The sequence below is a fragment of the Streptomyces luteolus genome (assembly GCF_029968015.1).
Lineage (GTDB): Bacteria > Actinomycetota > Actinomycetes > Streptomycetales > Streptomycetaceae > Streptomyces > Streptomyces luteolus.
Genome location: NZ_JASCIS010000040.1, coordinates 1 through 15,022 on the forward strand (window position 1 = coordinate 1; position 15,022 = coordinate 15,022).

Consider the following 15,022-nt stretch of genomic DNA (forward strand, 5'->3'; position numbering starts at 1 on the left):
CGGCTCGTCCGCAGCGGCCGCCAGGACCGCCAACGGTGCCGGGCCGTCGGCGTGGGCGTCCGCGGCTTCGTCGTGGAGGGCCCCGGTGAGCAGGTCCGTCAGGTGGGCGGTGACGGCGCTCGCCGTCGGGTGGTCGAAGACCAGAGTGACCGGAAGGCTCAGGCCCGTGGCGTTGTCCAGGTGGTTGCGCAGCTCGACGGCGCGCAACGAAGTGACGCCCAGATCCGTGAACGGCGCGTCCTGGTCGAGCGTCGCGGCGTCGGCCCGCCCCAGGACGACTGTGGTCGTGGCCCGTACCAACTCGCCGAGTATCGCCTCCTGTTCGGCCCGTGGGAGTCCGGCGAGGCGCTGCCGCAGCGCGGCGGTCGGGCCGTCGGACGGGTCGGCCGCTGCGTCGCTGAGCGGGCGCAGGCCGCCCCGCGCGCCCCTCGCCCCGGTGCCCCGGCGGCGGCCCGCCGGGTCCGGCCAGTAGCTCCGGCGCTGGAAGGTGTACGTCGGCAGCGCGCTCGGCGCCGTACCGGCAGGGAAGACGGCGGACCAGTCCCAGTCCACGCCCGCCGTGTGCAGGTGGGCGAGCGCGGCGAGAGCGGCTCGGGACTCGGAGCGGTCGCGCTGGATCGCGGAGACCGTGACGGGCCGCGGCTCGTGGCCTTCGAGCGTGGTGGCGACGGCCTGCGCGAGCACCGCGGACGGCGACAGTTCGAGGAAGGCGGTGACGCCCTCGTCGTACAGGGTGCGGATGCCGTCGGCGAAGCGGACCGTGGCGCGGACGTGCCGGACCCAGTAGTCGGGCGAGGTGAGCTGCTCGTCGGTGGCGAGCCGGCCGGTCACGTTGGACACCACCGGGATGCGGGCCGGGGCGTAGTCGAGGGTGGCGGCGGCCCGGCCGAACTCGTCGAGGATGCCGTCCATGTGCGGGGAGTGGCCCGCGACGGTGACGGCGAGCCGCTTGGTCTTGCGGCCGCGCTCCCGCCACTGCGCGCACAGCGCGAGCACCGCGTCCTCGTCGCCGGAGACGACGGTGCCGTCGGGCGAGTTGAGCGCGGCGATCGACAGAGCCTCGGCGTGTGGCCCGAAGGAGTCGAGCACTTCTTGCTCGCTCGCCTGCACCGCGGCCATGGCGCCGCCGGCGGCGGACTGGATCAGGCGGGCCCGTACCGTCGCCAGGGCGCAGACATCGGGCAGCGACAGGACGCCCGCGACGTGTGCGGCGGTGAGTTCGCCCATGGAGTGGCCGGTGACGTAGTCGGGTTCGAGGCCCCAGCTCTCGTACAGGCGGTACAGGGCGATCTCGACGGCCATCAGAGCGGGCAGCGCGTAGTCGGTGCGGTCGAGCAGCTCCGCCTCGGGGGAGCCAGGCTCGGCGAGGATCAACTCGCGGACGGGCCGGTCCAGATGACGGTCGAGGTGGTCGCAGACCTCGTCGAAGGCGCGGGCGTAGACGGAGTGGACGGCGTACAGCTCACGGCCCATGCCGGGGTGCTGGCTGCCACCCCCGCCGAAGAGCACGGCGAGCCGCCCCGGCACGGGGGCACCGGCGACGGCGTGCGGCGACGGCATGCCCGCGGCCAGGGCGCGCAGGCCGTCGAGCAGTTCCTCGCGCGCCGCGCCGACGACGGCGGCGCGGCGCGCGAAGGCGGTACGGGTGGTGGCCAGGGCCAGACCCACGCCCGCGGGGTCGGCCTCCGGCCGCGCCTCGACGTGCTCGACGAGCCGGGCGGCCTGGGCGCGCAGCGCGGCGTCGGTGCGGGCGGAGAGGACCCAGGGCAGAGGGGCGGCGTCCCGGCCGTCGGCAGCGGTGGCGTCCCGTGGTGCCGTCACGGCGTCTGCTGCTGTGGCCACGCCGTCGGCCTGACCGGCGCTTGCGGTGTCCGCTGCCGCGGTTACGGCATCGGCCTGCCCCTGAGTTCCGGCCACCGTCCGGGACTTCGGGAGGGAATCCAGCGGACCCTCCTCAAGAGGCCCGTCTCCGAGCACCACGTGGCAGTTGGTGCCGCCCACACCGAGCGAGCCGACAGCGGCGAGCAGCGGGGCCTCCGGCGCCGGCCAGGGGCCGAACTCCTGCTGCACGCGCAGCTGCAACTCGTCCAGGTCGACGGCAGGGTTGGGGGTCGTGAAGTTCAGGCTCGGCGGCAGCTGGCGGTGGCGGATGCTGAGCGCGGTCTTGACGAGGCCGACGATGCCGGCGGCGCCCTCCAGGTGGCCGACGTTGGTCTTTACGGAGCCCACGCGCAGCGGCGCGTCGGCCGGCCGCCCCGGCGCGGTCACCGTTCCCACGGCCCGGGCCTCGATGGGGTCGCCCACCGGCGTTCCGGTGCCGTGCAGTTCGAGGTACTGCAGATGGGCCGGATCGATGCCCGCGCGGCGGCAGGCGGACCGCAGCGACGCGCTCTGTGTCTCGGCGCTCGGCGTCGTCAGGCCCGGGGTCGCTCCGTCGTTGTTGACGGCGCTGCCCCGGATCACGCAGTACACGGGGTCGCCCGCGGCGAGCGCCGCGCTCAGCGGCTTGAGCACCACGAGCGCGCCGCCCTCGCCGCGCACGGTGCCGTTCGCGGCGGCGTCGAGGACGTGACAGCGGCCGTCTGGCGAGAGCGCTCCGAGCCGGGCGAGCGTCAGGCTGCTCTCCGGCAGGAGGTTGAGGTTGACGCCGCCCGCGAGTGCGACCGTCGACTCGCCGCTGCGCAGGCTGGCGCAGGCCGCGTGCACGGCGACGAGCGAGGAGGACTGGGCGCTGTCCAGGGTCAGGCTTGCGCCCCGCAGCCCCAGTGCGTAGGAGATCCGGTTGGCGATGATGCCGCGGTTCAGGCCCGTCAGGCTGTACTGGTCGACGGCGTCCGGACCATACTCGTGCAGGAGCCGGGCGTAGTCGTCCCAGATGGCGCCGATGAAGACGCCGGTGCTGCTGCCCTGGAGGCGGGCAGGCACGATCCGGGCGTCCTCGAGCGCCTCCCAGGCCAGCTCGAGCACAAGCCGCTGCTGCGGGTCCATCGCGAGCGCTTCCTGCGCCGAGACGCCGAAGAACTCGGCGTCGAACGCGTCGACGCCGTCGATGAACCCGCCCTCCCGGATGTCGGCGCCGCCGCGGCCCGCGTCGGCCGCGGCCACGGCGGCGTCGTCCCAACGCCCGTCAGGAACCCTGCCGAGCGCGTCGCGCCCGGCACGCAGCAGTTGCCAGAACTCCTCGGGTCCCGCCGCCCCGGGCAGCCTGCAGGACACACCCGTCACCGCGATCGGCTCGTCCGGCTTTGGTGCCGTCGTCGCGCTGCTGTCGCTGCCGTGGTTGTCGATCATGTGCTGCTGTCCTTCGGGGTGGGTGAGCTGATGGTGCGGTGCCGCCGGCCGGGCAGCGGGTCAGCCCTGCGAGGCTCCGGTCACGGCCTGCAGCGCCTGCTTCCAGGCGAGTTCGCCGCCCGCTGCCTCCATCAGGAGCCAGGGGTTCCAGAAGTCCTGGAAGTGCTTGATCTTTCCGTTCTCGAACCGCACGACCGACAGGTACGTCTGGTGGTACTCGCCGCCGGTGGCGAGCAGTGTGCAGTCGGCGGTGTAGTGGGCGATGACCAGTCCGTCCTCGGTCGCCGTGTAGAACTCCGGCGCGGAGAACTCGGCCTTGAGCTGCTGGCCGAACAGCGTCATCTGGGCGAGCAGTTGTTCACGGCCCTGCATCTGCCCGGGGAACCCCCAGGCGGGGTAGGGGAATTCGAGGACGCCGTCCTCGGTGAACAGGTCGACCCACTCCTCGACCCTGGCCTCCGTGAGGAGCCGCAGGCTGTGGGCGAAGAGCTCCTTGAGCTCCTGGGGTGTGCTGGCGGGCATCGACGGTCTCTCTTTCTATGCGGCGTTTCTGCGCGGGGTTTCTGCGCCGGATTTCTACGTGGGGATCGCAAAGGGGAAGCAAGCGGCTATACGGGATGAGGGCTATGCGGGATGAGGGCCATACGAGAGAAGGAGGGGAGGCCGGAAGCGGATCAGCGGATCAGCGGGGCTGCCGGGTGATGCCGCTGAAGACCCGGTCGATGGCCTGGTCGGGCAGCAGCCGGGCGAGCAGCCGGCCGCCGTTGGCGTCCTTGCCGACCCCGTACCGGGTGCGCGGCCGCCCCGCGATCAGGGCGCGGAAGACGGTGCGCGCGACGTCGTCCGGCGTCACCTTGCTGGTGCGGGCGCTGTGCTCGTTGGACTCCACGAAGCGCAGGAAGCTGTCGCGGTACAGCTCCCGCACCGGCTCATCGGCCCGGTCGAGGAGCTGGTGCGCCTCGTGGGACATCTTGCTCCAGATCGGCGTCATGATCGCGCCCGGCTGGACCACGGAGACCGGGATCCCGAACGGCGCCAGCTCGCGGCGCAGCGCATCGCTGAGCGCCTCCTTGGCGAACTGGGCGGCCGCGTAGGCCCCGAGGTAGGGGATGGCGACGTTGCCGAGCCCGGAGGTGATGTTCACGACGCGCCCCGCGCCCGCGCGCAGCAGTGGCAGGAACCCCTGGATGACCGAGAGCTGGCCGACGACGTTGATGTCGAGCTGGCGGCGGAACAGCTCGGCGGGGACGCACTCCAGGGGCGCCGTCACGGCGATTCCCGCGTTGTTGACCAGGCCCCACAGGCCGTTGTCGGCCACCGCATCGGTGACCTGCTGCACGGCCTCCGCGACGGTCTTCTCGTCCGTCACGTCGGTGATCACGGGCGTGATGCGGGCGGGGGCCGACGCACGCAGCCGCTCGCCGTCCTCAGTGCGCCGGACGCCGGCGAAGACCTGGAAGCCGACCTGGGCGAGGCGCTGGGCGGTGGCCTCGCCGAGGCCGGACGAGGCCCCGGTGACGACGACGGCCCGGCCGTGCGGCGACCGGGGTTCCGTCCTGTGCGGCATGTGTTCCTCCGGTGGTGGTGCAGGGTCGAATCGGGCGGCGGGCGAGGTCACTTGAGGGCGGCCAGGACCGCGTCGAGCGCGCCGGCGGTCAGGCGCTCGGCCCGCTCCGCGGGCACCGCGCCCTCGACGTGGGTGAAGTTCCAGGCGAGCTGTCCGTGGCTGGTGTTGATCGCCGCGCAGTAGTACGCGTTCACCGACAGGCCCGCGATGAACTTGGCGTGCGACACCCGCCACTGGCCGACGGTGTGCGGGAAGTCGTAGCGGCCGACGTTGGAGACGCAGAGGGTGATCGGCCCCTTCTCCTCCATGAAGCGCAGGAACCGCCCGCTCTTGGCCACCGACTTGGGGGCGACGGGGCCGAGCGACGCGACCGCCGTCAGGTGCTCGCCGCGCTGCCTGCGCCGCACCAGGTCCCGGCTGATCGTCCGGGCCATCGGCCACAGCGCGCCGCCGGGCCGGTAGTCGACGATCGACGGCACCGTGGCCACGTACGTCCCGACCTCCCGCTCGGTCACCCGCGGCACGAGGGCATCGCGGAACGTGATGGGCGAGCCGACCGTCATCGGCCCCGGCCTGTCCCCCGCGTCCTGGGCGACGGCGGTCACCATGGCGGCGGCGAGCGCCCCTTGCACCGTCGTCTGTTCGCGGCGGCAGGCGGCCACCAGGTCTGCGAGCTGCTCGGGGTCGAGGGAGCGGGCGAGCAGCCGGGTGCGGCGGTCCTCGAACGGCACCCGCCGGGTCGGCTCCACGCGGCGCGGCTTGCGACGGCGTGCCGTGCCCTGGTCGGCGAACTGCTGTGCCACGACCTTGCGCAGGCCCGCGAGGCCGCGGTGGCCGGCGGGCAGCAGCTTCTCCGGCGCGGGCAGGATGCGCTGGGGCGCGACGGCCGGGCACCCCGGGGTGAGGCCGCCGCCATCGATCTCGGCGGCGAGCTCCAGCCACTGCTGGAGCAGGGTCAGCACCGTGGTTCCGTCGGCGATGCAGTGCGGGACCGTGAGGACCAGGTCGTGCACGTCCCCGGCGTCGGGTACCGTGCCGGCCCGGGTGATCACGGTGGCGCGCGTCAGCGGGCCCTTGCGCCAGTCGACCGACGTGTTCAGCTCGTAGTCGTTCACCTCCTGCTCCCAGGGCTCCGGGCCCGCCACGTCGTCCGCCGGGTCCGTGGCGGCGGTGACGGTGCGCAGCGGGATCGGGCGCGAACCGGCCGATACGAAACGAGGGTTGCGGCCCGCCGGGTCCGCGGCGATGGCGGTGCGCAGCAGCGGGTGGCGGCGCTGGAGCGCGTCCAGGGCCTGGGCTAGGACCTCCTCGGGGAGGGTCCCGTACACCCGGGCGTGCGCGAGCACGTTCAGCGGCGAGATCTGGTCGCAGATCCAGTACCAGCGCTCCAGCGGGCTGAGTGGACGCTCCACGTCCCGCTGCTCGTTGATCGGGGTCACGGCTGTTCCTTCGTGGGGCAGGAGTCGGGGGATGCGGCCGCAGGAGCGGGGAACTCGAGGTACTCCGCGTTCTGCTTGTCGACGGCCGAGTCGGGCGCGAACCGGAAGAACAGGTCGCGGCCCAGGATGCGCAGCGGGTTCTCGGTCTGTTCCAGGGCGCTGAGGGCGTGCGCACCCTCGACGATCTTCTTCGTGCGCGGCCGGCGCTCGGCCTCGTAGGCCCGCAGCGCCCGAGCGGGGTCGTCCGCACCGCGCAGGTGGTGGGCCAGGACGACGGCGTCCTCGATCGCCATGCACGCGCCCTGGCCGAGGCTGGTCATCATCGGGTGCGCCGCGTCGCCGAGCAGCGTGACCGGGCCCTTGCCCCACCGTTCGAGGAACGGCCGGTCCCGGGCCGGGAAAGCGGTGATCTCCTCGAAGGGCGTGGCCTCGACCGCGGCGACCACCTCGTCGGCCCAGCCCGCGTAGGCGCGCACGATCTCGGCCTTCCGGCCGCCCTGGGCACGCCAGTCGCGGGCCCGGGCCGCCGGCATGTTCTTGGTGCCCCACCAGTAGATCTCGCCGCCGCCGATGTTGGCGATGCCGAAGCGCTTGCCGCGGCCCCAGTAGTGGGCGCCGTACTGCTTGGTGATCCGCGGGTGTTCGAAGCGGGGCGTCGCCACCCAGCAGAGGTAGCCGGTCTCGCGGGGCTGCTCGGGCCCGGTGAGACCGCGGCGGATCGCCGAGTTGAAGCCGTCGGCGCCGATGAGGACGTCGCCGTAGGTCTCACTGCCGTCCTCGAAGCGGACCCGTACGCCGGTGCCGTCCGGCTCGAAGCCGGTGGCCGCGGCGCCGAGCCGGACCGGGCAGTCGTCGATCTCCTTGAGCAGGAGCTGCTGCAGCAGGGTGCGGGTGATGCCGAAGCTGGGGGCGCCGAGCCGCGCGCAGATCTCCTTGAACCGCAGCGTGCGGATGGGCTTGCCGCGCTTGGTGAGGAAGTGCAGCTCCTCCAGGATCTCCGCGTGCTCCTCGAACCGCAGGTCGATGTCGAGAGTGCGCAGGGCGAGGACCGCGTTCGTCATCAGGGAGATGGCGCCGCCCGCCGGACGCAACTCCCGGGCGCGTTCGTGGACTTCGACGTCCATCCCGATGCGTCGCAGGGCCGCGGCGGCGGTGAGTCCGCCGATTCCCGCGCCGACGACCACGGCCTTCTTGCCTCGGCCGACAGTCACAGTGCCGTCCCTTCCTCGGAGGTGACGTTCTTCTGAGCGTTCTGAGCGTTCTGAGCGTTCTGGCCGCTCCCAGTGCTCTCGGCGCCGTCACGGTCATCGGGTGCGGCGTACGCATCGATGGCCCGGCCCACCGCCTGTACGTGCGGCTCGTCCAGGAGCAGCAGATGGTCGCCGGAGACCTCGACGACGTCGATGCGGCCGCTGGTGAGGGTGGCCCAGCCGTTGGCCGGGGCCTCGTGCAGGGTGCGGGCCGCGCCGTGCATGGGCCGCAGCACGTCCGGCAGCGGCGCGGTTGCCTTCACGAGGGTGAGGTCGACCGGCTCGGGCTCGGGCATGTAGTCGCGCAGCGATGCCCAGTTGGCCTTGTAGACGTCGAAGAGCCTGCGCACCGTGGTGCGGGCGGTCTGCTCCGGCACGATCCCGGCCCGGGCCGCGCGTTCGGCGATGAAGGCGAGCCGCTCGTCGTCGGTGCGCAAGTCGTCCGGGATGCGTTCCACGGGTGCGCTGCCGCCTCGGTCGACCCAGATCAACTCCCAGAAGAACCACTCCATCATGGCCTGCTCGGCCACGTCGGGCCGCTCCCCGGGGTCGGGTGCGATCGAGTCGAGCAGGATCAGCTGGGACACCTCGGCCGCGCCCGACTGCCGCAGCTGCCGGGCCATTTCGAAGGCGACGAAGCCGCCGAAGGACCAGCCGCCGAGGCGGTAGGGGCCCTCGGGCTGCACCCGCCTGATCGCCTCCAGATAGCTTTGCGCCAGGCCGGTCATCGTCTGCACCGGCTCGGTCCCGGGCTCGGCTCCCGCCGCCTGCAGGGCGTACAGCGGCTGGTCGTCGGACAGGTGCCGGGCCAGGCGTACGTAGCACAGGACGTTGCCGCCCAGCGGGTGGACGAGGAAGAGTGGGGTGCGGTCGCCGCCGTGCTTGACGGGCACCACGGGGTCGAAGACCGGCGCGGCGTCGCCGTCGCGCAGCCGCTCCGCGAGCATGGCGACGGTGGGCGCCGCCACGAACGCGGTGAGCGGGATGCGGATGCCGAACCGCTTCTCGATGGTGACGATCAGCCGCATCGCGGTCAGCGAGGTGCCGCCCGCTTCGAAGAAGTCGTCGTGCACGCCCAGTTGGGGCCGCCCGAGCAGCTCGCCGAAGATGTCGGCGAGGGCCCGCTCGTGGGTGTCGCGCGGCGGCGTCGGGGCGACCGCGGGGCCGGTCTCCAGGGGCAGGGCGCGCAGCGCGGCATCGTTGCGCTTGCCGCTCGGGGTCATCGGCAGCCGGTCGAGCCACCCCAGGTGCGCGGGCACCATGTACTCCGGGAGCACGGTGCGCAGCCGCGCCCGCAGGTGGTCCAGGTCGACGCGCTCACGGGCGGCTTCGTCGCCGAGTAGGTAGGCGACGAGGAAGGAGTCGACGCCGTCGCCGCGCTTGCGGGCCACCACGGCCGCGGAGCCGATGCCGGGGAACTCGTCGGCGAGCGACGTGATGGCGACCTCGACCTCGGCGGGCTCGACCCGGAAGCCGCGTACCTTGACCTGGTTGTCGGCGCGGCCGAGCCAGACCGTGTCGCCGCTTGGCAGCACCCGGCCCACGTCGCCGGTGCGGTACAGGCGTACGCCTGGACGGCCCGAGGGATGCGGCACGAACCGCTCCCGGGTCAGGTCCTCGCGGCCCCGGTAGCCGAGCGCGAGACAGGCACCGCCGAGGTAGATCTCGCCCTGGGCGCCGGTCGGGACCGGCCGCAGCTGCTCGTCGAGCACATGGATCTCGGCGCCGTCGATGGCGGTGCCGATGGGCGGCAGGGCGGGCCATGCGGCCGGGTCGCCGGAGAGCAGGTAGGCGCTCGCGATGTTGGTCTCTGTAGGCCCGTACTGGTTCTCCAGGAGCGTCGGGCGGCCCGCGCACAGGCGGCGTACCTCCTCGGTGACCCGCAGCTGTTCGCCGGAGGAGATGAGCACGCGCAGCGCGCGCGGCCGGATGCCGAGCAGGTCGGCGGCCTCGGCCATCTGCTGGAGCGCGACGAAGGGCATGAACCACCGCTCGATCTCCTGCTCGTCCAGGTGGCGCAGGAGTGTGGCGGGGTCGCGCCGGTCCGCCTCGGAGATCAGGTGCAGGGTGCCGCCGGCCGCGAACGTGGAGAAGATCTCCTGGAACGAGACATCGAAGCTGAGCGGGGCGAACTGCAGGGTGCGGGCACCGGGCGCGGCGGTCTCGGCACGCAGCTGCCACTGGGTGTAGTTGGCCCACAGGCGGTGCGGCAGCTCCACGCCCTTGGGCTCGCCGGAGGAGCCGGACGTGAACAGGATCAGGGCCAGGCTGTCCAGCGGAAGCGGCCCGGGGGCCTCGGCGATCGCGTCCAGATCCGCACTACGATCCAGGTCCGCGCCGTCGCCCGGCCCGCCGTCCGCTCCGCCCGGCCAGCCGCCTGCTCCGGCCGGCATCGGTATGGACTCGACCGGCAGCAGCAGCGCCGGGTCCGGTACGAGCCCGGCGTGCGCCTTGTGCGCGATGACCCGGAACGGCTCGGCCCGCTCGATCATCCGGGCGATCCGCTCCGGCGGATAGCTCACGTCCAGCGGGACGCAGGCCGCGCGGGCCCGTAGCACCCCGATCACGGTGGCGATCATCTCGGGCGAGCGGTCGAGGGCGATGCCGACTCCGGCCCCCTCGGGCACGCCGAGTTCGCGCAGCCGCCGCGTCACTTGCCGGGCCGCCCGATCCAGGTCCCGGTAGCTCCAGCGGACCTCGCCGAAGACCACGGCCTCGGCGTCCGGCTGCTCCGCGGCCTTCGCGGTGAACCGGCTCATCACGTCCGCGGGCTGCGGCGCCGGGTTGGCGGGCAGCTCGCCGGAGCCGGTGAGGAAGCCGAAGTGGGCCGCCGCGTCGGGCTGTTCGACGATCCGGCGCAGGATCGCCGTGTAGGCCGTCGCGAACAGCCGCATCTGCGTCTCGGTGAAGGCGCGGGCGGAACAGTTCAGGCGCAGCCGGGTGCGCCGATCGCGCGGGTCGACGATCGCGTTGACCAGGAGCGCGAAATTGGTCTCCTCGTACGTCGTCAGGTCGCGCAGCTCGATGCCGCCGGCCTGGAACAGCGGCTCCAGGTTGTGCAGGCGTACGAACGTGAAGGCGGAGTCGAGCAGCGGGGCGCCGCCGCGGTCGTCCTGCACGGCGCTGAGCGGATAGGCCCGGTAGGGGTGGGCGGCACGCTCCTCGCGGACCACCTCCTCCACCACGTCGCGCAGCGTCTGCTGCCCGGGGCGCAGTCGGAACGGCATGGTGTTGAGGAACAGGCCCGCGAGCAGGTCCGCGCCCTCCGTCTCCGGCCGGCCGTGGGTCACGAGGCCGGTGGTGACGTCCTCGGTGGCGGCGAGCAGCCGCAGCGTCAGGCAGTGCGCGGTGAACAGCACGAGGCGCAGCGGCACTGCCTGGGTGCGGACGAACTCCTGTAGCAGGGCGTCGAGTTCGCCATCGAGTTCGACGTGGTGGACGAGTCCGGCGTCCGCGTCGGCGGCGCGCGGCGGCTCGTAGGGCACGAACGGGTCGAGCTGCACGAGCTCGGCGCCGTCGAGCCGGTCGCGCCAGAACTCCCCGGCCTCCGCGGAGTCGAGGATGCGGCGCTCCTCGCGGACGTACGCGGCCTGCGAGGGCAACGCCTGCTCGGGCACCGGCGCCAGGTCGGCGCCCAGGGCGTGGGCGTAGTCCCGGAGCAGCTCGCTCATCAGGTTCGCGACGCTCCACCCGTCAAGGATCGCGTGGTGGAAGCTGAGCACGAGATCGAGCAGCCCGCTGTCCCGGACATGCGCGCGGACGTGGTACAGCGGCGGCTGTTCGAAGTCGTAGGCGTGGTGGCGCCGTTCCTCGATGTGGGTGAGTACGGCCGCCTCGGCGTCCTGGGCGGTGTGGCCGCGCAGGTCGTGCACGTGCAGGGCGCCGTCTGCTGTGGCGTGCACGATCTGCAGCGGCTCCGTGTAGCCGCCCAGTGCGAAGCTGGAGCGCAGCGTGGGGTGGCGCTCGACGAGGCGCGCGAAGGTGGTGCGGAAGGCCGACTCATCCCAGTCGACGGTGAGTTGGTAGCGGAAGACGTCGCGGTAGACCGTGCTCGCGGGGTCCTCGCTGCTGTGGTAGAGCATGCCCAGGTGCAGCCGGGTCGCCGGGTAGGCGTCGACGGCGCCGCGGCCGAGCAGCCGGGCCTTGTCCATGCCGGTGATCAGGGCGAACGGCTCGTCGGCCGGGGCGCTCTCGGCCTCGTCGGCGCTGAACTGCGTTGCGTGCTCGGCGAGGTCGGCGACGGTCGGGTGCCGGGCGATATCGGTGAGTGCGAGCCGCAGGCCGCGCCGCTCGGCCCCGGCCCGCACGCGCAGCATGAGGATCGAATCGCCGCCGAGCGCGTAGTAGTCGTCGTGCACGCCGACGCGCTCGACGCCGAGCACCTCCGACCAGATCTCCGCGAGCGTCGTCTCGGTGGCAGTGCGCGGCGCCACGTGCTCGGCCTCGGGGGTTGCCGACTGCTGCGGCAGCTGCCGCAGCAGCGCTTTGCGGTCGGCCTTTCCGTTGGGGGTGAGTGGTATTCGGTCGAGCCGCACGAACCAGGCCGGGACCATGAACTCCGGTAGCACCGTGCCCAGATGGGTGCGGGTCTCGATGGGCGCGAGCTCGGTGTCGGCGACGTAGCAGCCAACGAGCTGCTTGCCGCCGTGCTCGCGCACGAGTGCCACCGCGCCGCGCACGCCGGGCAGCAGCGACAGCTGGTGCTCCACCTCGCCCAACTCGACCCGGTTGCCGCGCAGCTTCACCTGCCCGTCCATGCGGCCCAGGTACTCCAGCTCCCCATTGGCCAGGCGGCGGGCCAGGTCCCCGGTGCGGTAGATGCGGCCGCCCGGTATGAATGGGTCGTCGGTGAACTTCTCCGCGGTCAGGTCGGGCCTGCCGAGGTAGCCGCGGGCCACGCCGACACCGCCGATGCACAGCTCGCCGGGCACGCCCACGGGCTGCGGCTGGTCGTGCGGATCGAGGACGTACAGGGCGGTGTTGTCGATGGGAAGGCCGATGGGCACCCGGCTCACCTCGGCGGCCGCGTCGCCGGGGCAGTCGTGGAAGGAAACGTCGACGGTCGCCTCGGTGGGCCCGTAGAGGTTGACGAGGGCCGGAGCGGGGCCGTCGGGCCGGGCCGCGGCGAACAGCCGGTTGAAGCGGTTTACCTGCTCGGCCGGGAGCGCTTCGCCGCTGCAGAACACCCGGCGCAGCGAGGCCGCCCGGGCGGCCGCCGCGGGCTCGGCCTCCAGCAGGTCGAGGAAGGGGCCGAACATGGAGGGCACGAAGTGCACGACGCTGACCCGGTGTTCCTCGACGGCGGCGAGCAGCGCGCGCGGGTCCTTCTCGGCGCCCGGCGCGGGCAGCGCGAGCCCGGCGCCCGCGAAGGTCCACCAGAACAGCTCCCACACGGATACGTCGAAGGAGACGGGGGTCTTCTGCAGCAGGACGTCGCCCGCGCCGAGCGGGTAGCGCCGCTGCATCCACGCGAGCCGGTTGACCACCGAGCGGTGCTCGACCATGACGCCCTTGGGGCGCCCGGTGGAGCCCGAGGTGTAGACGACGTACGCGAGGTTGCGCGGCCCCGTCGCCGTGTCGGGCGGTCCCTTGGGGGCGGGCTGCGTACCGGCGAGCAGCGCGTCGACGGGGCGGACCAAGGTGTCCAGGCCGTCGGGGAGTTGGGGCGTGCCCGGGCCGGTCAAGGTCACCTTGGCGCCGCTGTCCGCCAGGAGGAGGCGAATGCGCGCGGCGGGGTAGCCCGGGTCCACCGGCACGTAGGCGGCACCGGCTTTCAGGGTGCCCAGGACAGCGGTCATCAGGGTGATGCCGCGCTCCATGACCACCGCGACCCGGTCCCCGCTCTCGACGCCGTCGGCGCGCAGCGCGTGCGCGAGACGGTCGGCGCGGGCGTTCAGCTCGGCGTAGGTCAGCCGGTCGCCGTCCGGGCCGCCGACGACGGCGGTACGGTCCGGGGTGCGGGCGGCCTGTTCGGCGAAGAGGCCGTGCAGGGTGGCCTCCTCCGGGAACCGGACGGCCGTGCGGTTGTGCCCGAGGGTCAGCTCCTGGCGCTCGGCGGCGTCCAGCATGACGAGCTCGCCGACCGGCACGTCGGGTGCCTCCAGTGCGCCGAGCACCAGGTTGCGCAGGTGCCGGGCGAGTGCCTCGACGGGGAAGTCCTCGTCGAACACGTCGCGGGCGTAGTCGAGTTCGACCAGGACGTCCTCGCCGTCGCCAGTCTCGTTGACCACGACGGCGAGCGCGTCGCCGTCGTGGGTGCGGGTGCCGCCGGTGATCTCCTGGCGCAGCCCGGGCAGCTCCTGCGCGGCGGGCCACTGGACGTAGGAGAGCGTCACGTCGAACAGGGCGCGCGGGCCGTCGGCGGGAGCCGCGCGCAGCACCTCGCCGAGCGGCAGCCGCTCGTGGCGTTGGAGCTCGCGGGAGGCGGCCTGCACCGCGGAGACCAGCTCCGTGAAGGTCTGCCCACTCCCGGTGTCCACCCGCAGCGGCAGCGTGTTGGCGAAGTGGCCCACGGTGCTGCGCTGGGCCCGGCCGCGGCGGTTGAGCAGCGGGACACCGAGCACCACGTCGTCGGCGAGGTGGACGCGCGACAGGTAGACCGCGAACGCCGTCGCGACGAAGGCGAACGGCGACTCGCCGCGCTCCCGGATGCGTTCGAGGGCCGACTGCGGCAGCCGGAAGGCGTGCCGGGCCGAACTCCGCGCCCCGCTGGGCGCCTTGCGGGTGAAGAGCGCCGGCTGCACGCCGTCGAGGACAGTGTCGAAGTACGCGGTGTCCTTCGCGTACTGCGGGGAGTCGCGGTACTTCGCCTCGTCGGCGAGGCAGTCCAGGTAGGAGGGCGGAGCGTCGGCGGTGGTACCGGCCTGCTGCGGGTCTGCGCCGGTAGCCTGCGCGTAGGCGGTGCTCACCTGCGCGAAGAAGAGGTTCAGCGCCCAGGCGTCGGCCAGGATGTGGTGCGTCTTCACCACGGTGTGCGCGGCCGTGTCGCTCTCCTTGAGCACGGCCAGCTCGTACGCGGGCTGGTCCCCGAGCGTCATCGGCCGGTCGAAGGTGGTGGCGAGCCACTCCTTGCAGCGGGCCCGCGGGTCGGCGTCGACGGAGAAATCCAGGAACTCCACGCGGGGTTCGTCCGCGCACACCCGCTGCTGCGGCACCCCCTCGTACTCACGGAACCGTAGCCGGAACACGTCGCACCGGCTCGCGGCGTCCGCCAGGGCGGCCGTGAGCGCTTTGACGTCCACCGCGCCCTCGAACCGCCGGGAAAGCAGCACATTGAACTGGGGCAGTGTCGGCCACAGGGAGTGGGCCACCCAGATATCGCGTTGCTGTGCCGTCAACGGTGACCATTCGCTCGGATTCACGACGCCCTCTAATCGTTCCTGCTGCTTGTCCTGCGGAAAACCTCGCTCGGTGACGCACACCCTGTGACCCTTGTCCGGGCGCCGTCCAGAAAGCCCACTGCCTGGTAGTGCGAA

Annotated in this window: 6 protein-coding genes; all 6 read right to left on the reverse strand. The window is 72.9% G+C overall.

Translation table 11 applies throughout. The features are described from left to right. A partial coding sequence (locus QIT00_RS29555; protein ID WP_282538498.1) for a type I polyketide synthase occupies nucleotides 1-3,291 on the reverse strand: 3,291 nt, incomplete at its 3' end. A gap of 60 nt (nucleotides 3,292-3,351) precedes the next feature. Further along, on the reverse strand, nucleotides 3,352-3,813 hold the full coding sequence (locus QIT00_RS29560; protein ID WP_282538499.1) for a nuclear transport factor 2 family protein: 462 nt from the start codon (nucleotides 3,811-3,813) through the stop codon (nucleotides 3,352-3,354). Nucleotides 3,814-3,973: 160 nt separating this feature from the next. Further along, nucleotides 3,974-4,858: an SDR family oxidoreductase gene (locus tag QIT00_RS29565; RefSeq protein ID WP_282538500.1), complete on the reverse strand. Its 885-nt coding sequence runs from the start codon at nucleotides 4,856-4,858 to the stop codon at nucleotides 3,974-3,976. Between the two features lie 47 nt (nucleotides 4,859-4,905). After that, nucleotides 4,906-6,297: a phthiocerol/phthiodiolone dimycocerosyl transferase family protein gene (locus QIT00_RS29570; protein ID WP_282538501.1), complete on the reverse strand. Its 1,392-nt coding sequence runs from the start codon at nucleotides 6,295-6,297 to the stop codon at nucleotides 4,906-4,908. After that, nucleotides 6,294-7,508: an FAD-dependent monooxygenase gene (locus QIT00_RS29575; RefSeq protein ID WP_282538502.1), complete on the reverse strand. Its 1,215-nt coding sequence runs from the start codon at nucleotides 7,506-7,508 to the stop codon at nucleotides 6,294-6,296. Before QIT00_RS29575 ends, QIT00_RS29570 begins: the two co-directional genes overlap by 4 nt. Then, a complete protein-coding gene (locus QIT00_RS29580; protein ID WP_282538503.1) occupies nucleotides 7,505-14,908 on the reverse strand; it encodes an amino acid adenylation domain-containing protein in 7,404 nt (2,467 codons plus the stop codon). The genes QIT00_RS29575 and QIT00_RS29580 overlap by 4 nt, the downstream gene beginning before the upstream one ends. Nucleotides 14,909-15,022: the final 114 nt, after the last annotated feature.